This window comes from Microbacterium sp. NPDC089987, assembly GCF_044748505.1.
Taxonomy (GTDB): Bacteria; Actinomycetota; Actinomycetes; order Actinomycetales; family Microbacteriaceae; genus Microbacterium.
Genome location: NZ_JBIVGE010000002.1, coordinates 450,403 through 474,317 on the forward strand (window position 1 = coordinate 450,403; position 23,915 = coordinate 474,317).

Sequence of the window (23,915 nt, forward strand, 5' to 3'; positions counted from 1 at the left end):
TCGTGGTGCTTTTCGGTCGTGCAGATCGGATCAATCAGGTCAGTCGATGACGGTGCCGGCGGCGAGCGTGGCGCCGTCGGCGGGGTGGATGAGCAGCAGCGAGCCGCCTTCGCGGCTCTGCGCGTACGGCTCGAGCGGGAGGTCGGATGCCAGGCGCAGCCGCACCCGCCCGATCTCGTTCTCGGCCAGGGAGGCATCCGCTCCCGCGGTCAGATCGGTGTGCGCGAGGGTTTCCAGGTCACGGCGGGTGAGGACTTCCGCGATGATCGCCTGCACGGTCGCCGTGCCGTGCTTCACGAGCACGCGCGCGCCGGGGGCTGTGGCTCGGGGGTCGAGCTGGAACAGCTCGACCACGGCATCCCGGCGCAGTGCCGGAGCCGAGCCCTCGGCGACGATCAGCGCGCCGCGGGCGGCGTCGATCTCGTCGGCCAGGGTGAGTGTCACCGATTGCCGCACCTCGGCGGCGCCGGTGTCGACGCCCGCGACGTGCACACCGGTCACCTCGGTGGCGCGCCCCGAGGGCAGCACCTGCACGCGGTCGCCGACCGATACGGCGCCGGCGGCGATCCGCCCGGCGAAGCCGCGGAAGTCGCGCAGCCGCTCGACCTCGCGGGCGGGGACATCGGGCGACAGGCCGCCCTGCGGTCGCAGCACGAGCTGCACCGGCAGCCGCAGCGGGGCGGCCGCATCGGTGCGCACCGGCAGCGTCTCGAGCAGCTCGAAGAGCGTCTCTCCGCGATACCAGGGGGTGCGCTCGGAGCGGTCGACGATGTTGTCGCCTTCCAGCGCCGAGACCGGCAGCACGCGCACCGCGGGGATGCCGAGCTCGTCGGCCACCCGCAGCGCCTCGAGTTCGATGTCGACGTAGGTCTGCTCGTCGAAGCCGACGAGGTCGATCTTGTTCACGGCGACGATCACGTGCGGCACCCGCAGCAGCGACGCCACGGCCAGGTGGCGCCGCGTCTGCTCGACCACGCCCTTGCGGGCATCCACCAGCACGATCACGGCGTCGGCCGTGGCCGCTCCCGTGACCATGTTGCGGGTGTACTGCACGTGCCCGGGGCAGTCGGCGAGGATGAAGCTGCGCTGATCGGTAGCGAAGTAGCGGTAGGCGACGTCGATCGTGATGCCCTGCTCGCGCTCGGCGCGCAGGCCGTCGGTGAGCAGCGCGAAGTCGAAGGCGCCGAGGGCGAAGCCCCGCGCCCTAGAGGTTGCGGCGACCTGGTCGAGCTGGTCGGCGAGGATCGCCTTCGCGTCGTGCAGCAGCCGGCCCACCAGGGTGGATTTGCCGTCGTCGACGGAGCCTGCCGTCGCGAACCTGAAGAGAGTCGCACCCATCAGAAATACCCGTCCTTCTTGCGGTCCTCCATGGCGGCCTCGCTGATCCGGTCGTCGGCCCTGGTGGCGCCGCGTTCGGTCAGGGTCGTGCGGGCGACCTCGTCGACGATGGACGCCGTGTCGGCGGCATCCGACTCCACCGCGCCGGTGCAGCTCATGTCGCCGACGGTGCGATAGCGCACTGTGCGGCGCACCACCTGCTCGTCGTCGCGTGGCTGCGAGAACTCGCCCACGGCCCACCACATGCCCGAGCGGTGGAACACCTCCCGCTCGTGCGCGTAGTAGAGCGGCGGCAGGGCGATGTTCTCGCGCTCGATGTAGCGCCAGATGTCGAGCTCGGTCCAGTTCGAGATCGGGAAGGCGCGCACGTGCTGGCCTGGCAGGTGCCGGCCGTTGTACAGGCTCCACAGCTCGGGGCGCTGATTGCGCGGATCCCACTGCCCGAACTCGTCGCGCAGCGAGATGATGCGCTCCTTCGCGCGGGCCTTGTCCTCGTCGCGGCGCGCACCGCCGAAGACCGCGTCGTGCCGTCCGGCCGCGATCGCGTCGAGCAGCGGCTGAGTCTGCAGCGGGTTGCGCGTGCCGTCGGGGCGCTCGAAGAGCCGGCCGTCGTCGATGTAGTCCTGCACGCGGGCGACCTCGAGGTCGATGCCGAGGCGGGCGACCGTCTCGTCGCGGAAGCGGATCACCTCCGGGAAGTTGTGCCCCGTATCGACGTGCAGCACGGGGAACGGCACCCGTCCCGGCGCGAACGCCTTGGCGGCGAGGTGCAGCACGACGACCGAGTCCTTGCCGCCCGAGAACAGCAGCACGGGGCGCTCGAACTCGGCGACCACCTCGCGGATGATGTGGATGCCCTCCGCCTCGAGCAGGTCCAGCGTGCTCAGCGCAGTGGGACGCGCCTCACCGGTCGTCGAGCGGGCGGAGCGAGACGAAACGTCGTGAGTGTCCAGAGTCATACGTGCAGCCCGCATTCTGTCTTCGTCAGACCGGCCCAGCGGCCGGATCGAGGGTCTTCACCGGGGGCGACGGGCTTCGTGCACGGCGCGCAGCCGATCGACGGATATCCGTTAGCGATCAGAGGATTCACCGGCACGTCGTGCACGGTGGAGTAGCCGATGAGCTCGTCGAAGCTCCACGCCGCGACCGGGTTCACCTTCACGAGCCCGTTGCGCTCATCCCAGACGACCAGCTCGGTCGCGGCGCGCGTGGGCGCCTCGTCGCGGCGCACTCCGGTGAACCACACCTCGTAGCCGCCGAGCGCTCGCTGCAGCGGCTCGACCTTGCGCCGCGCGCAGCACAGCCCGGGGTCGCGGGCGAACAGGTCGGCGCCGAACTCGGCATCCTGCTCCCGCACGCTCTGGACGGGCTTCACGTCGACGACGGTCACGTCGAGACGCGACGCGACCTCGTCTCGGGTGAACCTCGTCTCGAGGAAGTGGTAGCCGGTGTCGAGGAACAGCACGTCGACACCCGGGATGCTCTGCGAGACGAGGTGGGGGAGCGCGGCATCCGCCATCGAGCACGCGACGGCGGCCTGCGAGACGGCGAAGTTGGCCGCGACCCATGCGACAACCTCGGCCGGACTCGCCTCGTCGGGCTGGCGGCTGCGCAGCTCGAGGTTGCCGCGCTCCGCGAGGGCGCGCAGCTCTTGCGCAGAGCGGCGACCCTTCGGCAGGCTCAGGGGCCCACTTTCCGCGGTGCTCACTCCTTCTGCGGTGCTCACTCCGTCCGCGCGGGTCACTGCAGCGCCTCGTCTTCAGCCCGGTGCGCCCAGGTGGCGAACCTCTCGCCCTCGGTGCGGTCAGCGAGGTAACGGCGGATGACCCGCTCGGCGTAGTCGGCGATGCCGTCGGCGGGAACCTTCAGCCCGCGCACGGTGCGCCCGAGGCCGGCCTCAGCGCGCCCCTCGGTGGCGAGTCCGCCCCCGAGGTGCACCTGGTAGCCCGGCACCTGCTGACCGTCGATCATGACGAGCTGGCCCTTCAGGCCGATGTCGGCCGTCTGGATGCGCGCGCAGGAGTTCGGGCATCCGTTCACGTGCAGCGTGATGGTCTGGCCGATCTCGGGCTCGAGCTCAGCAAGACGCTGCTCGAGCTGATCGATCGCCTGCGCGGCGTTCGCCTTGGTCTCGACGATCGCGAGCTTGCAGAACTCGATGCCGGTGCAGGCGATCGTCCCGCGACGGAACAGGCTCGGGCGCGACGGCAGACCGAGATCGTCGAGACCGGCGACGACGTGCGGCACGCGGTCCTCGGGCACATCGAGAACGAGGATCTTCTGGAAGACCGTCGGACGCAGCCGCTGCGATCCGTTCGCCTCGGCGAGATCGGCGAGGCGCGTCAGAGTCGTGCCCGACAGGCGGCCGACAGTGGTCGCGGCGCCGATGTAGAAGCGGCCGTCCTTCTGGCGGTGCACGCCGACGTGATCGGGCGCCCCGACAGGCGCGGCGGGGGCCGGACCGTCGGGCAGGGGAGACGTGAGGTACTCGGTCTCGAGAACCTCGCGCATCTTCTCGGTGCCCCAGTCGGCGAGCAGGAACTTCATGCGGGCCTTGTTGCGCAGTCGGCGGTAGCCGTAGTCGCGGAAGATGCTGGTGACACCGTGCCACACCTCGGCGACGCGCTCCGGCGGCACGAAGGCGCCGAGCCGCTCGCCCAGGCGCGGGACCGCGGCGAGAGCGCCGCCGACCCACAGGTCGTAGCCGATGCCGAGCTCGGGATGCTCGACGGCGACGAACGAGCAGTCGTTTATCTCGTGCACGACGTCCTGGCTGGGGTGGCCGGTGATCGCCGTCTTGTACTTGCGTGGCAGGTTCGAGAAGCTCGGGTCGCCGAGGTAGCGGTCGATGATCTCGCGCAGCTGCGGTGTCGGGTCGATGAGCTCGTCCTCGGCGATGCCGGCCACGGCCGAGCCGAGGAAGGTGCGTGGCACGTCGCCGCACGCCTCGGTGGTGTTCAGCCCGACCGCCTCGAGGCGTCGCCAGATCTCCGGCACATCCTCGATGCGCACCCAGTGCAGCTGCACGTTCTGACGGTCGGTGATGTCGGCGATGTCGCGCCCGAACTCGGTCGAGATCTCGCCGATGACACGCAGCTGCTCGCTGGTGAGCTGTCCGCCGTCGATGCGCACGCGCATCATGAAGTACTCGTCCTCGAGCTCGTGCGGCTCGAGCTGCGCGGTGCGGCCGCCGTCGATGCCCGGCTTGCGCTGGGTGTACAGCCCCCACCAGCGGAACCGGCCATGCAAGTCAGATGGATCGATGCTCGCGAACCCGCCCTTCGCGTAGATCGTCTCGATGCGCTCGCGCACGTTGAGGCCGTCGTCGGCGAGCTTGATCTCCTCGTTGGTGTTCAGCGGTTCGCGCCCGTCGACTGCCCACTGGCCGTGCGGTTTGGTCGGCGTGCGACTGGTGCGGGTGCGTGCCCCGCGGATCGTCGTCGGCTGCTGAATGGTCATCGAGCCCCCCTCGGATGAATGGCTGGGGATCAACGTACGGACTGCCATCCACGCCGGGAACCTTCCATGACACGGAAAGACCAGGAGCGAAACACGGCGTCATGTGACGTGAAACATGACGCGGGAGGGGTGGCGCGATCGTCGGATCTGTGCGTGGCCGGCGAGAGGGCCGCGCGAGCGCAGGCGAATCACCCGACGTAGGACGGAATGGAGCGAGCTCGTCCTACGCCGGGTGGATCGCCTACCTCCGATGAGTCAGGCCGGATGCGCGGCCGCGTAGCGCCCGACGACCAGGTCGACGAGGGCCTCCGGGATGCCTCCATCAGGCAGCAGATCGTCGAGCAGCGGCGGCGTGATGGGGTGGGCGCCGGCATGGCGGACGGCGAGATCGAAGAAGAAGCCCCGTCCGAGCAGGTAGGTCGCGACGACGGCATCCGGTGCCGCGCTCAGCGCCGTCCGCAGATCCGGATGCCGGGCGGCGAGGTACGCGAGGTCGACGCGCCGGCCCGTGCGGGCGCGCAGCAGCGCCGCCATGCCCTCGGCATCCGCAACCGAGCGCTCGTCGCGGGAACCGGCGACGGCGAGCACGACCGGCGCGTCGGGATGAGGGATGCCGTCGAGCCGCATCGCGAGCACCTCGGCGAGCAGGGCGTCGGGGCCGAGCGGGTCGGTGACGACGACATCCGGTCTGTCCACGGCGATGCCGTGCAGATCGTGATGCACATGGAACCCCTGCGAGAGCAGCAGCGGCACCACGACCACCGGCCTGTCGATCGCAGCGAGCGCGCTCGCCGCGTCGGGCTGCTGCACGTCGACGAACGCCGCACGCACGTCGACATCGGGCATCCGCTCGGCCACGCGATCCACGAGAGCGGCGATCGACCGCGCCCCATCGGCGTCGGACGTGCCGTGCGAGACGGCGAGCAGCGCGGGTCGGGCCATGCGGGCGACTCTAGAGCGGGCGAGGGGGATGCGCCGGAAGCGGCGTCAAACAGCGAAATGCGATGCGCAAGACTCAAACCTGAGTCGAGTCATATCAACTTCGTTTGACAGCATCCGGGGGCGGGTTTACACTTGAGTCATCACGACTCAGGTTCACATCTGGTCGTCCGCAGACTTTCACCAATGCAAAGGAGAAACACATGGCACGTGCTGTCGGTATCGACCTCGGAACCACCAACTCCGTCGTCAGCGTCCTCGAGGGCGGCGAGCCCAAGGTCATCGCCAACGCCGAGGGCTTCCGCACCACCCCGTCGGTGGTCGCGTACACCAAGGACGGCGAGGTGCTCGTCGGCGAGACCGCCAAGCGCCAGGCCGTCACCAACGTCGACCGCACCATCGCATCGGTCAAGCGCCACATGGGCACGGACTGGTCGTTCGACGTCGACGGCAAGAAGTGGACGCCGCAGGAGATCTCCGCGCGCATCCTCCAGAAGCTCAAGCGCGACGCCGAGTCCTACCTCGGCGACACGGTCACCGACGCCGTCATCACCGTTCCCGCGTACTTCAACGACGCCGAGCGTCAGGCCACCAAGGAGGCCGGTGAGATCGCGGGCCTCAACGTCCTGCGCATCATCAACGAGCCCACCGCGGCGGCACTCGCGTACGGCCTCGACAAGGGCAAGGAGGACGAGCTCATCCTCGTCTTCGACCTCGGTGGCGGAACCTTCGACGTCTCGCTGCTCGAGGTGGGCAAGGACGACGACTTCTCGACGATCCAGGTGCGCTCCACCGCCGGTGACAACCGCCTCGGTGGCGACGACTGGGACCAGCGCGTCGTGGACTACCTGATCAAGCAGTTCAAGGAGACCACCGGCGTCGACGTCTCGGGCGACAAGATCGCCCTGCAGCGCCTCAAGGAGGCCGCCGAGCAGGCAAAGAAGGAGCTCTCGTCGTCGACGAGCGCCTCGATCAACCTGCCCTACCTCTCGCTGACCGATCAGGGCCCCGTCTCGCTGAGCGAGAGCCTCACCCGCGCGAAGTTCGAGGACCTCACCAAGGACCTCCTCGACCGCACCAAGAAGCCCTTCGAGGACGTCATCCGCGAGGCGAACATCAAGGTCGCCGACATCGACCACATCGTGCTCGTCGGCGGTTCGACCCGCATGCCGGCTGTGGCCGAGCTCGTCAAGCGCGAGACCGGCAAGGACGCGAACAAGGGCGTCAACCCCGATGAGGTCGTCGCTGTCGGCGCCGCGCTCCAGGCCGGTGTCCTCAAGGGTGAGCGCAAGGACGTGCTGCTCATCGACGTCACCCCGCTGAGCCTCGGCATCGAGACCAAGGGCGGCATGATGACCAAGCTCATCGACCGCAACACCGCGATCCCGACCAAGCGCAGCGAGACCTTCACCACCGCCGACGACAACCAGCCGTCGGTCGCGATCCAGGTCTTCCAGGGCGAGCGCGAATTCACCCGCGACAACAAGCCGCTCGGCACCTTCGAGCTCACCGGCATCGCGCCGGCTCCCCGCGGCATCCCGCAGGTCGAGGTCACCTTCGACATCGACGCCAACGGCATCGTGCACGTGTCCGCGAAGGACAAGGGCACCGGCAAGGAGCAGTCGATGACCATCACCGGCGGCTCGTCGCTGTCGAAGGAGGACATCGATCGCATGGTGCGCGAGGCCGAGGAGAACGCGGCTGAGGACAAGAAGCGCCGCGAGGCGGCCGAGGTCCGCAACCAGGCCGAGACCCTCGCGTACTCGATCGACAAGCTCATCAAGGACAACGACGACAAGCTCCCCGAGGACGTCAAGACCTCGGTGCAGGGCGACGTCGACGCGCTCAAGACGGCTCTCGCCGGCGATGACGACGAGGCCGTGAAGACGGCGTTCGACAAGCTGAACGAGTCGCAGACGAAGCTGGGCGAGGCCATCTACGCCCAGTCGCAGGCGGATGCCGCCGCCGGCGCCCCCGCAGGTGACGAAGCCCCGGCTGACGCCGCCTCCGAGGAGGACGTCGTCGACGCCGAGGTCGTGGACGACGAGGACGACCCTTCGACGGGCTCAGGACAGGGAAAGTAAGAGATGACGGACAAGAACTTCGACGACAACAGCGCCGAGGTTCCCGGCGAGGGGTCGGATGCTCAGGCATCCGGCCCCGCGTCGCAGAACCAGAGCGCTTCCGACAGCCCCGACTCGACCGAGGCCGCAGCGGCCGAGGGCTCTGACGACGACCTCACGGTCGACGACATCCTCGGTGCCGAGCAGACGACCGATGCCGCCGCCGTCGATCCCGTGGCGGATGCCGAGAACGCGCTGCTCACCGACCTCAAGCGGCTGACCGCCGAGTACGCGAACTACCGTCGCCGCACCGAGGAGCAGCGCCACGTCGAGATCGACCGCGCAAAGGGCGAGGCCGCCAAGGGCCTGCTGCCCGTGCTCGACGATCTGGACCGCGCCCAGCAGCACGGAGACCTCGTCGAGGGCTCGGCCTTCGCCGTGATCGCCGGCAAGCTGCGCGCCGTGGTGGAACGTCTCGGCGTCGTCGCCTACGGCGCGAAGGGCGACGAGTTCGACCCGCAGCAGCACGAGGCGATCTTCCAGCAGCCGACTCCCGGTGCCACCACCTCCACGATCCTCGAGGTCGTCGAGGTCGGCTACCGTCTCGGCGATGTCGAACTGCGTCCGGCCAAGGTCGTTGTCGCCGTCCCCGCGGAGTAGGTGATCGATGGCTAGCCAGGACTGGTTCGACAAGGACTTCTACAAGACGCTGGGCGTCTCGAAGGACGTCTCGGACGCCGATCTCAAGAAGACCTATCGCAAGCTCGCCCGCAAGTACCACCCCGACTCCAATCAGGGTGATGCCGCGGCCGAGGCGAAGTTCAAGGAGATCAGCGAGGCGTACAGCGTGCTCAGCGACGCCGAGCAGCGTCGTGAGTACGACGAGATCCGCGCGATGGGCTCGGGTGCGCGTTTCACCGCTCCCGGTGCCGGTGGAGCAGGCGGCTTCGAAGACGTCTTCAGCCGGTTCGGGCAGGGCGGGCGTGCGAGCCAGGCCGACTTCGACGACATCTTCTCGATGTTCTCGCAGGGCGGCGGAGGCTCGTTCGGCGCCGGTCGCTTCGGCCAGCCCACCGGCGGGTACCGCGGCTTCGGCGGCCCGCAGAAGGGCGCGGACCTCACGGCCACCACCACCCTCGACTTCGCCACCGCGGTGCAGGGCGAGACGATCTCCCTGCAGGCCGGCGACGGCAAGCCGTTCAAGGTGAAGGTGCCCGCGGGCGTGAAGGACGGGCAGAAGATCCGTCTGCGCGGCCGCGGGCGCCCGTCGCCCGACGGCGGCGAGGCCGGCGACATCGTCGTGCAGGTGAAGGTGCGCCCGCATCCGGTGTTCACACGCGACGGACTGAACCTGCGCCTCACGGTGCCGGTGACGTTCACCGAGGCGACCCTCGGCGCGACGATCGAGGTGCCCACCCTCGCCGGCGACACCGTCAAGCTGCGCGTCGCGCCCGGCACGCCCTCCGGGCGCGTGCTGCGGGTCAAGGGCCGCGGCGTGACGACGGCGAAGGGCACCGGCGACCTGCTCGCCGAGCTGCAGATCGCGGTTCCCACGCACCTCGACGACGCCGCCAGGGAAGCGCTGGAGCGCTTCCACGAGCTCGGTCCGAAGGAGAACCCGCGCGCCGAGATGATGGCCAAGGCGAAGGCCTGACGATGGATGCCGATTCGCCCCTCTTCGCGATCGCGGTCGCCGCGGAGCTGGCCGGGATGCACCCCCAGACGCTGCGGCAGTACGACCGCATCGGTCTGGTGGTGCCCGGCCGCACCCGCGGCGGCTCGCGCCGCTACTCGATGCGCGACATCGAGCAGCTCCGCGAGGTCGCCCAGCTCTCGAGCGACGGGATGAGCCTGCCGGCCATCGCCCGTCTGCTCGATCTGGAGGACGAGGTGCGGATGCTGCGGCGCCGCGTCACCGAGCTCGAAGGCGCTCTGCGTGCCGAGCGCGAGAACCGCCCCGGTGTGCGCGTGTTCGCCGCTGGGGCGACCGGCTCCATCGTCACGCTGCCGTCCGGTCGGCGCATCCGCCGCTCCACGGAGGTCGTGCTCTGGCATCCGCGTGGCGCCGTCGAGGCGGGCGACGACACGGCGGGCGACGACCCGGCCGGCGACGACCCGGCCGGCGACGCGTCCGAGTCATAGAGCGCCGCTCAGATCCCCAGAACGGCCTTCGCGATCAGGAAGTAGATGATCAGGCCGGTCGCGTCGACGAACGTCGTGATGAACGGGTTCGAGAAGACCGCCGGGTCGACCTTCATGGCCCGCGCCGCGAGCGGCATGATCCCGCCGATCGACGCGGCCACCGTGCAGACGGCGGCGAGGGTCAGCCCGATCACCACGCCGATGTGCCAGTCGTAGACGAGTCCCGCGATGGCGAACCCGAGCGTGCCCAGCAGCAGCCCGAGGCAGAGCCCCACCCGTATCTCCCGGGAGAGCACCTTGCGCACGTCCCGCGGCGCGATCTCGCCCAGGGCCAGCGAGCGGGTCACTGTCGTCGCGGCCTGATTGCCGGTGTTGCCGCCGGTGCCGATCAGCAGCGGGACGAACAGCGCCAGCACGGTCATCTGCGAGAGCGTCGCCTCGAACGTGTCGAGCACCTGCACGGTCAGTGTCGCGCCGACCGCGAGCACCAGCAGCCACACCACTCGCGAGCGCACGAGGCGGCGGATCGGGGTCGACAGGTACGAGCGGCGCAGCGGCTCGACACCGCCCTGACGCGCGGCATCCTCGCTCTCCTCCTGCTTGAGGATGCGGGCCGCGTCATCGATGGTCAGGATGCCGACGAGCCGCTGCTCGCCGTCCACCACCGGCAGTGCCAGCAGGCTGAAGTCCGTGGTGCGTCGCGCGGCGACCTCCGCGTCCTCCGTCACCTCGGCGACGTGCGGGTCGCTCATGATGCCGGCGATCAGAGCATCCTCATCCGCCATCATCAGATCCCGCAGGCTCACGATGCCGACCACGCGCCGCGCGTCGGTCACCGGCAGGGTGTAGACGGTCTCGGCGCTGTCGAGGGCGGCGCGGATGCGCGCGAACGTCTCGCGCACCGTGAGCTGCGGATGGGTGGTGACGAACTCCGGGCTCATCCGCCTGCCGACGGAATGCTGCGGATAGCCCAGCATGCCCGAGGTCAGATCGCGCTCCTGGCGGGTGAGTCCGCGCAGCAGCTGCGGAGCGACGGATGCCGGCAGCTCGTCGAGCAGCCAGACCCGGTCGTCGGGGTCCATCTCCGCGAACAGCGAGGCCACCTCGGCGCGCCGCAGCGCGCCCACCAGGTCGCCCCGAGTTCCGGGCGAGAGCGCTTCGAACACGTCGAGCGCCCGCGGCTTCGCGAGCAGCCGATAGACGATGGCCGCGTGCTCGATGCCGAGACGATCGACGAGTTCGACGATCTCAGGTACCGACAGGGGCGTCAGCGTGGCCGATGCGCCCGGGAGGTCCTGCTCGGAGATGAGACGGCGGATGTCGTCGGCCGCGTCGGAGACGGACTGGAGCTGAAGAGGAGTCATGGCGTGCCTTGAGTGAGGCACCGCACTGAGCGCGTGTCAGAGAACGCCGGGGCGTGCGTCGCAGCAGACGCCGCCGCTCAGCCGAGCGGTGCGGAAGCGGAGGGGATGACGTGTCTGCGACTATGACTGTCACTCGACATGGTGAACCACCTCGCTTCCTGGTGCTCGGGGAGGGCGTACCAGACGATCGTACCCGGGATACGAGGACGGGCTGTTCCGGCATCCGGCTCAGCCGGCAGCGACCTCGACCAGCTCTCGGGCGAGGCCGTGCAGGTCTCGAGGGCCGCCCCGCCAGAGGGCGGTGATCGGCCGGCGCAGCGGCACCGGCGCCAGCTCGAGGGCGTGCAGACGCCCGAGTGCCGTGTCGTCGGCGACGGCGAGCTCGCTGAGAACCGCCGGGGCGATCCCGGCGATCGCCGCCGAGCGCACCGCGGCTTCGGTCGACAGCACGGATGCCGGCGGCTCGGCGGTGTAGCCGGCGGCGCTCAGCACCTGATCGAGAGCGGCGCGGGTGCCGCTGCCCTGCTCGCGGACGATGAGAGGAGTGGCGGCGACCTCGGCGAAATCGACGCTGTCGCGGCCGGCCCAGGGATGCTGCAGACCCACGGCGACGACCATCGAATCCCAGTGCACGACGCGCGACCCCAGACCGGTCGGCACGTGCGGGCTCTCGATGAAGCCCAGTGCGCACTCGCCGTCGTGCACCTTGCGGATCACCTCGTCGCTGTTGGTCGTGTCGAAGACGACCGAAGACGGGCGCTGACCACGGCCGATCTGCCGGCCCTGAAGAGCCGCCACCCAGCCGGGCAGCAGGTGCGCCGCCACGGTCTGGCTGACGGCCACGACCAGGTCGGTCGCGCTGTGCTGGCGCAGCGAGCCGACGGCCGCGTTGAACCGGTCCGTCGCCGCGAGCGCCTCCCGTGCCCACACCACGACGAGGTCGCCCTGAGGGCTGAGCACCGTGCCGCGCGGTGAGCGCTGCAGCAGCTCGACGTCGATCTCGCGCTCGAACGCCCGCAGCCGTGCCGAGAGGGCCTGCTGAGTGAGGCCCAGCGTGCGGGCGGCGCGCGAGATGCTGCCGTCCGATGCCACCTGCGCAAGCGCCCGTAAAGGCCGGATGTCGACGATCTCCATGGTCACAACTCCTCGTTGTAACCCTACAAGAATGCGCCCTCTACTCCCGTCGTCGCCACCGCCGAAGACTGGATGCATGGAACGAACAGCACTGGCATCCGCACCACCGTCGCACACCGCCGACAGCCGGCGTCGGGCCCCGCGATCGCTCCTCGGAAAGCTGCCCGGCCTGCTGCTCTGCATGGCGATCGCGGCGGTGGCGACGGTGATCGGCCATGCCGTCCCCGTGCTCGGTGCGGCGATCCCGGCCGTGCTGATCGGCGTGCTGCTCGCGGTGCTGCGCCGGCCCTCGGGTCGTCTGATGCCTGGCGTGAAGCTCGCGAGCTCCTTCGTGCTGCAGTGCGCCGTCGTGCTGCTCGGGGCCGGGCTGTCGATCGACTCGGTGCTGCGGGTCGGGGCTCGCTCGCTGCCGGTCATGCTCGTCTCGCTGGCCGTGTGCCTGTCCGCCGCCTGGCTGCTCGGACGAGCGCTGCGGATCGACGCCGGGCTGGTCACGCTCATCGGGGTCGGCACCGGGATCTGCGGTGCGTCGGCGATCGCCGCCGTCTCGCCGGTGATCCGCGCGAAGAGCTCCCAGGTCGCCTACGCCATCTCGACGATCTTCCTGTTCAACATCCTCGCGATCGGCGCCTTCCCGCTGATCGGCCACCTGCTCGGGATGCCTCCGGAGACGTTCGGCCTGTTCGCCGGAACCGCCGTGAACGACACCAGCTCAGTGGTGGCCGCAGCCACGGTCTACGGCACGGCAGCGCTCGAGTTCGCCGTCGTGGTGAAGCTCGTGCGCACGCTGATGATCATCCCCGTCAGCATCGGCCTGGCCGTCATCGATGCGCGCCGTCGTCAGGAGCGCAGCGGCTTCTCGCTCGCCCGCGTGCTGCGGCTGGTGCCCTGGTTCCTGGTCGGATTCGTCGCCCTCGCACTGGTGAACTCGACCGGGATCATCCCGCCCGCCGTCGCCGGTGCGCTGGGGCAGGTCAGCGCGTCTCTCGTGGCGACCGCGCTGGCCGGCATCGGCCTGTCCACCGATCTGCGGGCGATCCGCACCGCCGGCTGGCGGCCGCTCGCGCTGGGCGGGATGCTGTCGGTGCTCGTCGCCGCGACCACCCTCAGCACGATGGCCTTCGCCGGCTACCTCTGAGACGCGTGTCGTTCAGGTCGGCGGCAGGCGCAGGACGTCGCCCTCGCCGCCGGTGATGTCGCCGGCGATGCGGATGCTGCGAGCGAGATCGTCCAGCGCACCCTCGAGGGTGCCGAAGCGCTCTCGGTCGCTGCACACCGCTGTCAGGGTGACGAGGTGCGTGCCGGTGTCCCAGGTGTAGGTGGCCGACGCAGGGGATCCCGGCTTCGCCGGCGCCGGCATCAGCAGCTTCTCGCCCTGACCGAGCGGCGTGCGGAAGTCTTCGGTGTCGTCGTACTCCATGGGCATCATGGCGCGCGCGGTGCGCAGCTGGGGCGTGAGCTGCTGCACGGTCGCCATCGCGACCACCAGCTCGGGCTCGGCCTTCCAGGTCCACGCCAGCACACGGCCATCCGCCTTGCGCATGGCGAACGGGATCGCCTGGCTGGCGAGCCAGCTGCCCAGGCGGGCGCCGGGCAGCGTCTCGCGCCCGAGTCCCGTGCCGGCCTGCGCCAGCAGCATCCGGATGGCGGCCTTGCGATGGCGACGGCCGCTGAATCCCAGCGACCCGGTCACCGGGATCCACAGGGCGCGGTCGGCAGTCGAGATCAGGCGCATGACCCCACGGTACGCGGCTCGCCTCCCCGAATGACACAGTGCGCTCGGGTAGAGTGACGGGCGCCCAGAGCTAGAGATAGGCAGCAGACTTCACGTGACCTCCGGACGCCCCCTGAAGATCCTCATCGGCTGCGACACGTTCGCCCCCGACATCAATGGAGCAGCGCGCTTCGCCGAGCGCCTCGCCGCCGGCCTCGTGCAGCGCGGTCACGACGTGCACGTCGTCGCGCCGAACACCGCGTACCGCCGCTCACCCGCGCACACCGAGATCATCGAGGGCGAGCCCATGATGATGCACCGGCTGCCCGCTCTGCGCTGGCTGCCGCACGACTGGGTGCGCTTCGTGTGGCCGTGGCGCTCGAAGCACTGGGCGCGCAAGGTGCTCGACCAGGTGCAGCCCGACATCGTGCACATCCAGTCGCACATCATCATCGGGCGCGGGCTCACCCGCATCGCCCACCAGCGGGGCATCCCGGTGATTGCGACCAACCACGTGATGGCCGAGAACATCCTCGACCACAGCACCTTCCCCAAGTTCATCGACGACGTCGTGCTGAAGCTCGCCTGGGCCGACGCGAAGCGCACCTTCGACATGACGCGCGCGGTGACGACGCCCACGCGCCGGGCCGCCGACTTCCTCGAGCGGACGGTCGACATCCACGGCGTCGTGCCGATCAGCTGCGGCATCGATCGACGCAACTACGATCCGGTGATCGCCCCGCGCGACGCGAACCGCATCCTCTTCGTCGGACGGCTCACGGGCGAGAAGCAGGTCGATGTCGTGCTGCGCGCGGTGCAGCAGCTCGACCCCGCGCTCGACGTGCACTTCGACATCGCCGGAGGCGGAGATCAGCGCAAGGCGCTCGAGGCTCTGACCGCCCAGCTGGGCATCGAGGACCGCGTCACCTTCCACGGCCGGGTGACCGACGAGCAGCTGCGCGCGCTGTACTCGCGCTCTTCGGTGTTCGCGATCGCCTCGATCGCCGAGCTCCAGTCGATCGTGACGATGGAGGCCATGGCATCCGCCCTCCCGATCGTGGGAGCGAACGCCGTCGCCCTGCCGCACCTGGTGCACGACGGCGAGAACGGACACCTCTTCGAGCCCGGCAACGTCGACGACCTCGCCGACAAGCTGACTCGGGTGCTGACCGCGTCGCCGGCGGAGTACGAGCGGATGCAGCGCGCCTCGCTCGACGGGGTCGCCGTGCACGACATCAACCGCACGCTCGACACCTTCGAGGCGCTCTACCGCGACGAGCCGCTTCCCGCCTGACGGCTGCCGAGCTCGCTCGCGGTTCCGCGGTGCGCGGCGCTGGCCTGCTGACCGCACGGAGGTAGGCGGACACGCCAAGGTAGGACGAATGACGCGAGTTCAGTCCTACGCTCGCGCGTTCGCCTACGCCCACACGGCCTCGTGCCGCAGACTCGTGCCGCGGCACGAGGCGGTCAGCCCGCGGCCCGGGCAGCCGCAGCAGAGCCGCGTCAGGCGTTGGTCATGCCGCGGCGCAGCAGACGGCCGCGCGGGTTCTCGAAGTCGATGACCTCGCCGTGCAGCCAGGTGCGACGGACGACGCCCGCGAGCGCCTTGCCCTGGTACGGGGTGATCGGGTTCTTGTGGTGCAGCTTCTTGACGTCGACCACGTAGGCGTCGTCGGCGGCGAAGATCGAGAAGTCCGCGTCGTAGCCAGGCGCGATGCGGCCCTTGCCGGTGAGCCCGGCGAACTGCGCGGGGCGCTCGCTCATCCATGCCACGACCTGCTCGAGCGACAGCCCGCGCTGACGCGCCTCGGTCCAGATCAGCGACAGGCCGAGCTGCAGCGACGCGACGCCGCCCCAGGCCACGCCGAAGTCGCCGTTCTCGAGATCCTTAAGATCCAGGGTCGAGGGGGAGTGGTCGGACACGATGAAGTCGATCGTGCCCTCCTCCAGGCCCTGCCAGAGCAGCTCGCGGTTGCCGGCCTCGCGGATCGGCGGGCAGCACTTGAACGCGGTCGCGCCGAGCGGGATCTCCTCGCTGACCAGCGTGAGGTAGTGCGGGCACGTCTCGACGGTGATCTTGAGGCCGTCGTGCTTCGCCGTGCGCAGCATCGCCAGAGCATCCGACGACGACAGGTGCAGGATGTGTGCGCGAGCGCCCGTCCAGCGGGCGCGCTCGATGACCTCGGCGATCGCGAGGTTCTCGGCACCGCGGGGGCGGGATGCCAGGAACTTGCCGTAATCGTCTCCGTCGGGCTGCGGGGCGCGGTCGATGGCCCTGGAGTCCTCGGCGTGCACGATCATCACCGAGTCGAAGGTCGCGAGCTCGCGCATGTCCTTCTCGAGCTCCTCCGGGTCGAGCGGGGGGAACTCGTCGACGCCGGAGTGCAGCAGGAAGCTCTTGAAGCCGAAGACGCCCGCATCGTGGAGGGGGCGCAGGTCGGCGGTGTTCCCGGGGATGGCGCCGCCCCAGAAGCCCACATCCACGTGGGTCTGGCCGCGTGCCACCGAGCGCTTGGTCTCGAGCGCGTCGACGCTCACGGTCGGGGGGATGCTGTTCAGCGGCATGTCGACGATCGTCGTCACGCCGCCGGCCGCAGCGGCGCGGGTGGCGGATGCGAAGCCCTCCCACTCGGTGCGCCCCGGCTCGTTGACGTGCACATGGGTGTCGACCAGGCCCGGGATGAGGGTCTCGTCATCGGCGAGCTCGATGACCTCGTCGCCATCGAGGTTGTTGCCGAGCGGCTGCATGGCGACGATGACGCCGCCGCGCACCCCGACCTCTCGGGGGCGGATGCCGGAACTGGTGAGCACGCGCTCGCCGCGGATGACGAGGTCGTAGCGCTCGCCCGTGGGGTCGAGCGAGGCACGTGCTGATTCCTGGTGCTCGGCGTCCTGCGACATCTCGACCGCCCTTCCTAGTGCTTTCATCATGCGAGAACAACATTTCGCACTAAGGGATTCCATCACGCGCGCGAAGCGCTGTCAACACCGAGCGAGTGTAGTCCGGCATAGGCTGGGCGGGCCCGGCGACTGCTGGCGGGCCAGGGAAGACCGCGCTAGGCTTTTCGCATAGCAGAAGCCGGATTTCATTGATCGGAACTCAGATGAACGCTCCACTCCCGTCCTCCACTCGACGAGAGGTCACCGCCGAACTCGCCCGCTCCTGGCTGCTCGTCGCCGCCACGCGGCCCGAGACCTTCGACGACGCCGCGGCCTCGCATGCCGACGCCGTGGTGCTCGACATCGAGGATGCCGTCGACGCCAGCAAGAAGGAGTCGGCGCGCGCGGATGTCGTGCGCTGGCTGAGCGAGGGCGGACGCGGATGGGTGCGCATCAACGATGCGGGCAGCGACTACTGGGCTGACGACATCGAGGAGCTGCGCGCAGCTCCTGGGCTGCAGGGCGTGATGCTCGCGAAGACCGAGCTCGGCGGGCAGGTCATGGACACCTTCAACCGCCTCGGCGCCCGCGTTCCCATCGTCGCGCTCGTCGAGTCCGCGGTCGGCATCGAGAACGCCAGCGAGATCGCCCGAGCCAAGGGGGTGTTCCGCCTCGCCTTCGGCAGCGGTGACTTCCGTCGCGACACCGGCATGTCGGCCGATCGGGAGGCGATGGCCTACCCGCGCGCCCGCCTGGTGATCTCGAGCCGCGTCGGCGGCCTGCCGGGCCCGATCGACGGCCCGACCGTCGGCTCGAGCCACCCGATCCTGCGCGAGCAGTCCGCGATCACCGTGTCGATGGGCATGACCGGAAAGCTCTGCCTCCAGGCCGAGCAGACGCCCGTGGTCAACGAGGTCATCAGCCCCACCCGCACCGACGTCGAGTGGGCGTCCGAGTTCCTCGCCGACTTCGATGCCCGCGGCCGCATCGTCCGCGACGGCAGCGATCTGCCCCGCCTGGGGCGCGCCCGCAAGATCATGCAGCTCGCCGAGGCCTTCGACGTGCTGCCCGTGGCCCGCTGACGACGCTGCCCTCAGCGGCGCCGATCGCGGCATCCATCCCGAAACAGAACGGAGTCATCATGACCGACAAGCTCACCCCCGGCGTCACCGCACCCGACTTCGCCCTCGGCGATGCCGAGGGCCGCACCGTCGCCCTGGCCGACTACCGCGGTCGCAACGTGGTCGTGTACTTCTACCCGAAGGCGGCGACTCCCGGATGCACCACGGAGGCCTGCGACTTCCGCGACAGCCTCTCGGCGCTGGATGCCGCCGGTTACGCCGTCATCGGCGTCTCGCCGGACTCGATCGATGAGGTCCGCGCGTTCGCCGAGGCGGAGGGTCTCACCTTCCCCCTGCTCGCCGACACCGACGCCTCCGTGGCGAAGGCATGGGGCGTATGGGGCGAGAAGACCGTGGGCGACCGTACCTTCGACGGCGTGATCCGCTCGACCTTCGTGCTCGACGGCGACGGCGTCGTGCAGCGTGCGGAGTACGGTGTTGACGCAGAGGGTCACGTGGCCCGCCTGCGCACCGAACTCGGCGCCTGACTCCACGATGCGAAAAGGGCCGCCGGGGATGTTGACAAACGGATCCGGCGGCCCGCACAATATTTACACATGCTGAAATAACAGTTCCGGCATACGGAAGTAGCCTTCTTGTGAAGACTCCGTCAGGGGTTTCCGTATAGCCTTCACGCCGGATGCCAGCATCTGCTTGAGGATCGAAGATGTTACTCGAGAAGTTCAATTCGGCTCCCCGTGAAGAAGCCGTGGCCGTCGTGAAGCCGGCTCTGGACATCCCCCGGTGGATCGACGCGATTGTTGACGGCCGCCCGTACCAGAGCGTCGACCAGGTCGCCGCCGCCGCCGCTACGGTCGCCGCTCCGCTCTCCGAGGCCGAGCTGGACGCCGCGCTGGCGCACCACCCGCGCATCGGCGAACGCCCGCAGGGCGAGACGGCGGAAGCCGCGCTGTCGCGCAAGGAGCAGCCGGGCGTCGACGCGGATGCCGCTGCCGCGCTCGCCGCTGGCAACAAGACCTATGAGGAGAAGTTCGACCGCGTGTACCTGGTGCGCGCTGCCGGGCGCTCCGCCGAGGAGATCCTCGCCCTGCTGCAGCAGCGGCTGGGCAACACCCCCGAACAGGAGCTCGCCGTCGTCGACCAGCAGCTGCGTGAGATCGCGGCGCTGCGTCTGACCGGAGCCCTCGAGACCTGAAGGAGCGCACCATGAGCGTTTCCCACGTGACCACCCACATCCTGGACACCTCGATCGGACGCCCCGCGCCCGACGTCGCCGTCGCACTCGAAGCCCGTCAGGGCGACGAGTGGGTCGGGATCGGTTCAGGATCCACAGATGCTGACGGGCGGGTGAAAGAACTGGGCCCCGAGCGGCTGGAGAGCGGCGCATACCGTCTCCGGTTCGACACAGCGGCCTACTTCGCCGGCATCGACACGGACACCTTCTTCCCGGAGGTGGTGTTGACCTTCCAGGTCGACGCTGAGCAGGCGCACTACCACGTGCCGCTGCTGCTCAGCCCGTTCGCCTATTCCACTTACCGAGGAAGCTGAGTTGAGATCATGACCAACATCATTCTGGGCAAGAACCAGTACGGCAAGGCAGAGGTCAGGGTCGTCCGCATCACGCGCGACACCGACCGTCACGAGATCGAGGACCTGAACGTCACCTCGCAGCTGCGTGGCGACCTCGACAGCGCCCACTTCGAGGGCAACAACGAGCACGTCGTCCCCACCGACACGCAGAAGAACACGGTCTACGCCTTCGCCAAGGACGGCGTGGGCAGTCCCGAGGAGTTCCTGCTGCGTCTGGGCCGCCACTTCACCGGCGAGTTCGACTGGATCACCGGCGGTCGCTGGGAAGCCGAGCAGTACACCTGGCAGCGCATCCAGGGCGACGACGGCGAGCACGACCACTCGTTCGTCCGCGGTGGCACGGAGACCCGCACCTCTGTGGTGCAGATCGACGAGGACGACACGGTCGTCATCGCCGGCCTCCAGGACCTCAAGGTGCTGAAGTCGACGCAGAGCGGGTTCGTCGGCTACCCGAAGGACAAGTACACCACCCTGTCCGAGACCGAGGACCGCATCCTCGCGACCTCGGTGACCGCCAAGTGGCGCTACAACCGCACGGACATCGACTTCAACGAGGTCTTTGCGGACGTCCGCCGCCTGCTGCTCGCGGGCTTCTCGCGCAACTACTCCTACGCCCTGCAGCACACGCTGAAGGAGATGGCGGAGGCCGTTCTCGAGGCGCACCCCGAGATCGACGAGATCCGCTTCTCCACCCCGAACAGCCACCACTTCGTGGTGGACCTGTCGCCCTTCGGCCTCGAGAACCCCAACGAGGTGTTCTACGCGGCCGACCGCCCCTACGGCCTGATCGAGGCGTCCTTCCTCCGCGAGGGCGCCGACACCGACCACTGGTCGTGGGACGGCATCGCCGGCTTCTGCTGATCCAGCGCCAGGCGGCACGGAACACACACCGGGGCTCGTCGGTCACACCGACGGGCCCCGGTGCCACCAGGGCGGGGAAGCCCCCGTCCGTCGTCCCCATCTCACATACGCCCACCCCGAACAGCGGGTCCTGGACAAGGAGGTCCTCTCATGACTGCTGCGCGCAGCAACACCAAGGCCAAGCGCCCATCCGACCGTCCTGAGGACGAGCGCCTCGGCATCGGCCCATCCATCGCCTACGGGCTCCAGCACGTCCTGACCATGTACGGCGGCATCATCGCGCCGCCGCTCATCATCGGCTCCGCAGCCGGTGTCAGCCCCGGCGAGATCGGCCTGCTGATCGCGGCCTGTCTCTTCGTCGGCGGCCTCGCCACCCTGCTGCAGACCATCGGCTTCCCGTTCTTCGGATCTCAGCTTCCCCTCGTGCAGGGCGTCTCGTTCGCCGGTGTCGCCACGATGCTCGCGATCGTGAACGGCAACGGCAAGGACGGCCTCACCAACGTCTTCGGCGCGGTGATCATCGCCTCGCTGATCGGCCTGGTGATCGCCCCCTTCTTCGCGCAGATCGTGCGGTTCTTCCCGCCGGTGGTCACCGGCGTGGTGATCACCTCGATCGGCCTGTCGCTGATGCCGGTCGCCGGCCGGTGGATCGTCGGGAACGACCCGACGGCCGCGTCCTTCGCCGACCCCGTCAACATCGGCATCGCCGGCTTCACCCTGCTGGTCATCATCGTGCTCAGCAAGGTCGGCAACGCGTTCGTCTCGCGCCTGTCCATCCTGCTCGCGCTGGTCATCGGCACGATCTTCTCGGCGGTGATCGGCCGCGCCGACTTCTCGAAGGTCTTCCAGGGCGACTTCTTCGCCTTCCCGACCCCGCTCGCCTTCGGGGCGCCGACCTTCGACCTCGCGGCCATCCTGTCGATGCTCATCGTGGTGCTGGTGATCCTCACCGAGACGACGGCCGACATCCTGGCCGTCGGCGAGATCGTCGGCTCGAAGGTCGACCGCAAGCGCATCGCCGCCGGTCTGCGCGCCGACATGCTCTCCAGCGCCGTGTCGCCGATCTTCAACTCGTTCACGCAGAGCGCGTTCGCACAGAACGTCGGACTCGTCGCGGTCACGAAGATCAAGAGCCGCTACGCGGTCGCCGCGGGTGGTGTGGTGCTGATCATCCTCGGACTCTGCCCGTTCCTCGGCCGCGTGGTCGCCGCGATGCCGACAGCCGTGCTCGGCGGCGCCGGCATCGTGCTGTTCGGCACGGTCACCGCGTCGGGCATCCGCACGCTGGCGAAGGTCAAGTACGAGAACAACATGAACCTGATCATCGTCGCCACCGCGATCTCGATCGGCATCCTGCCCGAGCTGATCCCTGCAATTTACTCGAACTTCCCGAGCTGGTTCCAGGTCATCTTCAACTCGGGCATCAGCTCCGCCGCGGTCGCCGCGATCCTGCTGAACCTCGTCTTCAACCACTTCACGCGGGGCAACTCCGACGACCCGTCTGTGTTCGCGGCGAGCCCGGTGCGCATCATCCGCACCGACGTGATCCGGGTGCTCAAGGAGGGTGACCGTTACGTCGACGGCAAGCTCGTCGGCGCTGACGGCAAGGTCGTGCAGATCGTTGACGACGAGCCGGGCGGATCAGCGCACTGAGATCCGTCTCGAGGCCCGCGCTCCTGAGGGGTGCGGGCCTCGACGCGTGATCACAGGGAGCGCAGCGCGGAGATCGCTCAGCCGCGACCGCCGAACGGCATCCCCGCCGCGGCGACGGTCAGCGAGGAGATGTTCGCCTCGGGCGGCAGCTGCGCCATGAACAGCACGGTCCGCGCCGCATCCGCCACATCGAACGTCGGCTCGACCAGACGGGAGCCGTCGGCCTGGAGGGCGCCCGTGCCCACTCCGATCTCGGACATGATCCGCGTCGCGGCGTTGCCGATGTCGATCTGGCCGCAGCTGATGCCGTGGGGTCGGCCGTCCAGGTCGATCGACCGGGTCAGGCCGGTGATGGCGTGCTTGCTCACGGCGTACGCGACCGAGAGCGGTCGCGGCACCTGGGCGGAGATCGACCCGTTGTTGATGATGCGGCCGCCGGACGGTCGCTGCGCGATCATCGTGCGCATCGCGGCGCCCGCGCAGAGCAGGGCGCCGGTCACGTTCACATCGATCGTGCGCTGCCATTCGACGGGGTCGATGTCGGCGGCGGATGCCACGGGGCCGAAGATCCCGGCATTGTTGAACAGCACATCCACCCGGCCCCACTCGGCGACCACGCGATCGAACAGCGCGTCGACCTCCGCGGGCACGGTGACGTCGGCGGGCACGACGAGCGCGTCCGGATGCCCGGCGGCGGTCTGCTGCAGGGCATCCGCCCGCCGCCCTGCGAGAGCCACCCGAAAACCCGCCCCGAGCATGGCCACGGCGACCGCGCGCCCGATGCCCGAGCCCGCTCCGGTGACCACCGCGACGCGTTTGCTCGTCATCACTGTCCTCCTGAAGTGGGTCCCTGAGCCTGAAGTGGGTCCCTGAGCCTGTCGAAGTGTCAGGACGCCAGCTCGGCGCTGATGGCCTGGGCCGCCGTGCGCAGCATGGGCACGGCCCGCTCGCCGAAGGCCTCGTCCACGCGCGAGATCGGACCCGACACCGACACCGCGGTGGGCGTCGGCGCGTCGGGCACGGCCATCGAGAAGCAGCGCACGCCGATCTCCTGCTCCTGGTCGTCGATCGCGTACCCCCGCTCGCGGATGCGGTCGAGCTCGGCGATGAGCGAGTCGACATCGCCGATGCTGTGCTCGGTGGGGGTGGGCATCCCGGCGCGAGTGACGATGCCCCGCACGGTGTCATCGGGCAGCTGCGCGAGGATCGCCTTACCGACGCCGGTGTCGTGCGTGTGGGCACGACGGCCCACCTCGGTGAACATGCGCATCGAGTGCAGCGACGGCACCTGGGCGACGTACACGATCATGTTGCCGTCGAGCACCGCCATGTTCGCGCTCTCGCCGAGCTGATCGACGAGGGTCTTCAGCTGCGGGCGGGCCAGGGCGCCGAACTGGCGCGAGGCGCCCTCGCCGATGCGGATCAGCCGTGGGCCGAGCGCGTAGCGTCGGTTCGGCAGCTGACGCGCGTAGCCGAGTGAGACGAGGGTGCGCAGCAGCCGGTGGATGGTCGGCAGCGGCAGGTCGGTCGACGATGCGAGTTCGCTGAGGGTGACATCGCCGCCGGCGTCGGTGACCAGTTCGAGCAGTTCGAAGACACGCTCGACGGACTGCACTCCGGATCCGCTGCCGCGCGTGGTCTTGCTTTCAGCCATCAAGTCCTCCTAGGTACCGACACGATTCCATCATGCGAGAAG

At 69.3% G+C, this 23,915-nt stretch carries 23 protein-coding genes; 12 read left to right on the forward strand and 11 right to left on the reverse strand.

What is annotated here, in order from left to right; genetic code table 11:
* Positions 1–39: 39 nt before the first annotated feature.
* The 5 genes from ACIPV2_RS09880 to ACIPV2_RS09900 all read right to left on the reverse strand — a co-directional run bounded on the left by ACIPV2_RS09880 (position 40) and on the right by ACIPV2_RS09900 (position 5,739).
* Complete coding sequence (locus tag ACIPV2_RS09880; RefSeq protein ID WP_400840764.1) at positions 40–1,338, reverse strand: sulfate adenylyltransferase subunit 1; 1,299 nt, start codon at positions 1,336–1,338, stop codon at positions 40–42.
* Positions 1,338–2,297, reverse strand: coding sequence for a sulfate adenylyltransferase subunit CysD (gene cysD / locus ACIPV2_RS09885; protein ID WP_400840766.1), 960 nt, complete (start codon positions 2,295–2,297; stop codon positions 1,338–1,340). Before cysD ends, ACIPV2_RS09880 begins: the two co-directional genes overlap by 1 nt.
* On the reverse strand, positions 2,294–3,046 hold the full coding sequence (locus ACIPV2_RS09890; RefSeq protein ID WP_400841800.1) for a phosphoadenylyl-sulfate reductase: 753 nt from the start codon (positions 3,044–3,046) through the stop codon (positions 2,294–2,296). Before ACIPV2_RS09890 ends, cysD begins: the two co-directional genes overlap by 4 nt.
* A gap of 32 nt (positions 3,047–3,078) precedes the next feature.
* Positions 3,079–4,797, reverse strand: a complete 1,719-nt coding sequence (locus ACIPV2_RS09895) for a nitrite/sulfite reductase (protein ID WP_400840768.1) — start codon at positions 4,795–4,797, stop codon at positions 3,079–3,081.
* A 255-nt stretch (positions 4,798–5,052) separates the two neighbouring features.
* Entirely contained in the window at positions 5,053–5,739 is a 687-nt protein-coding gene (locus ACIPV2_RS09900) for a sirohydrochlorin chelatase (RefSeq protein WP_400840770.1), read from the reverse strand.
* A 200-nt stretch (positions 5,740–5,939) separates the two neighbouring features.
* Here ACIPV2_RS09900 and dnaK point away from each other — a divergent pair, with 200 nt between their 5' ends.
* Genes dnaK through ACIPV2_RS09920 form a run of 4 tightly spaced genes read left to right on the forward strand, consistent with a single transcriptional unit; the run spans position 5,940 to position 9,941 of the window.
* On the forward strand, positions 5,940–7,820 hold the full coding sequence (gene dnaK / locus ACIPV2_RS09905) for a molecular chaperone DnaK (RefSeq protein ID WP_400840772.1): 1,881 nt from the start codon (positions 5,940–5,942) through the stop codon (positions 7,818–7,820).
* Positions 7,821–7,823: 3 nt separating this feature from the next.
* A complete protein-coding gene (locus ACIPV2_RS09910; RefSeq protein WP_400840774.1) occupies positions 7,824–8,459 on the forward strand; it encodes a nucleotide exchange factor GrpE in 636 nt (211 codons plus the stop codon).
* 7 nt (positions 8,460–8,466) lie between these two features.
* Positions 8,467–9,453, forward strand: a complete 987-nt coding sequence (locus ACIPV2_RS09915; RefSeq protein ID WP_400840776.1) for a DnaJ C-terminal domain-containing protein — start codon at positions 8,467–8,469, stop codon at positions 9,451–9,453.
* A gap of 2 nt (positions 9,454–9,455) precedes the next feature.
* Positions 9,456–9,941, forward strand: coding sequence for a heat shock protein transcriptional repressor HspR (locus tag ACIPV2_RS09920; RefSeq protein ID WP_400840778.1), 486 nt, complete (start codon positions 9,456–9,458; stop codon positions 9,939–9,941).
* 8 nt (positions 9,942–9,949) lie between these two features.
* Here ACIPV2_RS09920 and mgtE read toward each other — a convergent pair whose 3' ends face one another.
* Positions 9,950–11,305 carry a magnesium transporter gene (mgtE, locus tag ACIPV2_RS09925; protein ID WP_400840780.1) on the reverse strand — a complete coding sequence of 452 codons (1,356 nt, stop codon included), beginning with the start codon at positions 11,303–11,305 and terminating at the stop codon, positions 9,950–9,952.
* Positions 11,306–11,533: 228 nt separating this feature from the next.
* Complete coding sequence (locus tag ACIPV2_RS09930; RefSeq protein WP_400840782.1) at positions 11,534–12,439, reverse strand: LysR family transcriptional regulator; 906 nt, start codon at positions 12,437–12,439, stop codon at positions 11,534–11,536.
* Between the two features lie 76 nt (positions 12,440–12,515).
* Between ACIPV2_RS09930 and ACIPV2_RS09935 the strand changes: the two genes are divergently transcribed.
* A complete protein-coding gene (locus ACIPV2_RS09935) occupies positions 12,516–13,577 on the forward strand; it encodes a YeiH family protein (protein ID WP_400840784.1) in 1,062 nt (353 codons plus the stop codon).
* Positions 13,578–13,589: 12 nt separating this feature from the next.
* Here ACIPV2_RS09935 and ACIPV2_RS09940 read toward each other — a convergent pair whose 3' ends face one another.
* Complete coding sequence (locus ACIPV2_RS09940; protein ID WP_400840786.1) at positions 13,590–14,174, reverse strand: hypothetical protein; 585 nt, start codon at positions 14,172–14,174, stop codon at positions 13,590–13,592.
* A gap of 94 nt (positions 14,175–14,268) precedes the next feature.
* Here ACIPV2_RS09940 and ACIPV2_RS09945 point away from each other — a divergent pair, with 94 nt between their 5' ends.
* Positions 14,269–15,447, forward strand: coding sequence for a glycosyltransferase (locus ACIPV2_RS09945; protein WP_400840788.1), 1,179 nt, complete (start codon positions 14,269–14,271; stop codon positions 15,445–15,447).
* 209 nt (positions 15,448–15,656) lie between these two features.
* Here the strand turns inward: ACIPV2_RS09945 and allB are convergent, their stop codons facing one another.
* Positions 15,657–17,054 (reverse strand): allantoinase AllB, encoded by a 1,398-nt coding sequence (gene allB, locus ACIPV2_RS09950; RefSeq protein WP_400840790.1) that lies wholly within the window; start codon positions 17,052–17,054, stop codon positions 15,657–15,659.
* A gap of 203 nt (positions 17,055–17,257) precedes the next feature.
* Between allB and ACIPV2_RS09955 the strand changes: the two genes are divergently transcribed.
* The 6 genes from ACIPV2_RS09955 to ACIPV2_RS09980 all read left to right on the forward strand — a co-directional run bounded on the left by ACIPV2_RS09955 (position 17,258) and on the right by ACIPV2_RS09980 (position 22,219).
* Positions 17,258–18,115: an HpcH/HpaI aldolase/citrate lyase family protein gene (locus ACIPV2_RS09955; protein ID WP_400840792.1), complete on the forward strand. Its 858-nt coding sequence runs from the start codon at positions 17,258–17,260 to the stop codon at positions 18,113–18,115.
* A 59-nt stretch (positions 18,116–18,174) separates the two neighbouring features.
* The gene (bcp, locus tag ACIPV2_RS09960) at positions 18,175–18,642 is read left to right on the forward strand and encodes a thioredoxin-dependent thiol peroxidase (RefSeq protein WP_400840793.1); all 468 of its coding nucleotides are present in this window, start codon (positions 18,175–18,177) and stop codon (positions 18,640–18,642) included.
* Between the two features lie 179 nt (positions 18,643–18,821).
* Positions 18,822–19,310 (forward strand): 2-oxo-4-hydroxy-4-carboxy-5-ureidoimidazoline decarboxylase, encoded by a 489-nt coding sequence (gene uraD, locus ACIPV2_RS09965; RefSeq protein WP_400840795.1) that lies wholly within the window; start codon positions 18,822–18,824, stop codon positions 19,308–19,310.
* Positions 19,311–19,321: 11 nt separating this feature from the next.
* Positions 19,322–19,663: a hydroxyisourate hydrolase gene (gene uraH, locus ACIPV2_RS09970; RefSeq protein ID WP_099194946.1), complete on the forward strand. Its 342-nt coding sequence runs from the start codon at positions 19,322–19,324 to the stop codon at positions 19,661–19,663.
* Positions 19,664–19,672: 9 nt separating this feature from the next.
* A complete protein-coding gene (gene pucL / locus ACIPV2_RS09975; RefSeq protein WP_101187605.1) occupies positions 19,673–20,566 on the forward strand; it encodes a factor-independent urate hydroxylase in 894 nt (297 codons plus the stop codon).
* Positions 20,567–20,716: 150 nt separating this feature from the next.
* On the forward strand, positions 20,717–22,219 hold the full coding sequence (locus ACIPV2_RS09980) for a nucleobase:cation symporter-2 family protein (protein WP_101187606.1): 1,503 nt from the start codon (positions 20,717–20,719) through the stop codon (positions 22,217–22,219).
* A gap of 77 nt (positions 22,220–22,296) precedes the next feature.
* On the opposite strand, the gene ACIPV2_RS09985 is transcribed toward ACIPV2_RS09980, so the two are convergent.
* Positions 22,297–23,046 carry an SDR family oxidoreductase gene (locus tag ACIPV2_RS09985; RefSeq protein WP_400840798.1) on the reverse strand — a complete coding sequence of 250 codons (750 nt, stop codon included), beginning with the start codon at positions 23,044–23,046 and terminating at the stop codon, positions 22,297–22,299.
* 59 nt (positions 23,047–23,105) lie between these two features.
* Positions 23,106–23,873: an IclR family transcriptional regulator gene (locus ACIPV2_RS09990; protein ID WP_400840800.1), complete on the reverse strand. Its 768-nt coding sequence runs from the start codon at positions 23,871–23,873 to the stop codon at positions 23,106–23,108.
* Between the last annotated feature and the right edge of the window lie 42 nt (positions 23,874–23,915).

Coding starts and splice junctions, on each gene's coding strand:
- bcp (WP_400840793.1), top strand. CDS start 18,175: ATGACCGACAAGCTCACCCCCGGCGTCACCGCACCCGACTTCGCCCTC.
- ACIPV2_RS09935 (WP_400840784.1), top strand. CDS start 12,516: ATGGAACGAACAGCACTGGCATCCGCACCACCGTCGCACACCGCCGAC.
- ACIPV2_RS09940 (WP_400840786.1), bottom strand. CDS start 14,174: ATGCGCCTGATCTCGACTGCCGACCGCGCCCTGTGGATCCCGGTGACC.
- ACIPV2_RS09955 (WP_400840792.1), top strand. CDS start 17,258: ATGAACGCTCCACTCCCGTCCTCCACTCGACGAGAGGTCACCGCCGAA.
- pucL (WP_101187605.1), top strand. CDS start 19,673: ATGACCAACATCATTCTGGGCAAGAACCAGTACGGCAAGGCAGAGGTC.
- ACIPV2_RS09895 (WP_400840768.1), bottom strand. CDS start 4,797: ATGACCATTCAGCAGCCGACGACGATCCGCGGGGCACGCACCCGCACC.
- ACIPV2_RS09930 (WP_400840782.1), bottom strand. CDS start 12,439: ATGGAGATCGTCGACATCCGGCCTTTACGGGCGCTTGCGCAGGTGGCA.
- uraH (WP_099194946.1), top strand. CDS start 19,322: ATGAGCGTTTCCCACGTGACCACCCACATCCTGGACACCTCGATCGGA.
- ACIPV2_RS09915 (WP_400840776.1), top strand. CDS start 8,467: ATGGCTAGCCAGGACTGGTTCGACAAGGACTTCTACAAGACGCTGGGC.
- ACIPV2_RS09990 (WP_400840800.1), bottom strand. CDS start 23,873: ATGGCTGAAAGCAAGACCACGCGCGGCAGCGGATCCGGAGTGCAGTCC.
- uraD (WP_400840795.1), top strand. CDS start 18,822: ATGTTACTCGAGAAGTTCAATTCGGCTCCCCGTGAAGAAGCCGTGGCC.
- cysD (WP_400840766.1), bottom strand. CDS start 2,297: ATGACTCTGGACACTCACGACGTTTCGTCTCGCTCCGCCCGCTCGACG.
- ACIPV2_RS09880 (WP_400840764.1), bottom strand. CDS start 1,338: ATGGGTGCGACTCTCTTCAGGTTCGCGACGGCAGGCTCCGTCGACGAC.
- ACIPV2_RS09985 (WP_400840798.1), bottom strand. CDS start 23,046: ATGACGAGCAAACGCGTCGCGGTGGTCACCGGAGCGGGCTCGGGCATC.
- ACIPV2_RS09900 (WP_400840770.1), bottom strand. CDS start 5,739: ATGGCCCGACCCGCGCTGCTCGCCGTCTCGCACGGCACGTCCGACGCC.
- ACIPV2_RS09980 (WP_101187606.1), top strand. CDS start 20,717: ATGACTGCTGCGCGCAGCAACACCAAGGCCAAGCGCCCATCCGACCGT.
- dnaK (WP_400840772.1), top strand. CDS start 5,940: ATGGCACGTGCTGTCGGTATCGACCTCGGAACCACCAACTCCGTCGTC.
- ACIPV2_RS09920 (WP_400840778.1), top strand. CDS start 9,456: ATGGATGCCGATTCGCCCCTCTTCGCGATCGCGGTCGCCGCGGAGCTG.
- ACIPV2_RS09910 (WP_400840774.1), top strand. CDS start 7,824: ATGACGGACAAGAACTTCGACGACAACAGCGCCGAGGTTCCCGGCGAG.
- allB (WP_400840790.1), bottom strand. CDS start 17,054: ATGTCGCAGGACGCCGAGCACCAGGAATCAGCACGTGCCTCGCTCGAC.
- mgtE (WP_400840780.1), bottom strand. CDS start 11,305: ATGACTCCTCTTCAGCTCCAGTCCGTCTCCGACGCGGCCGACGACATC.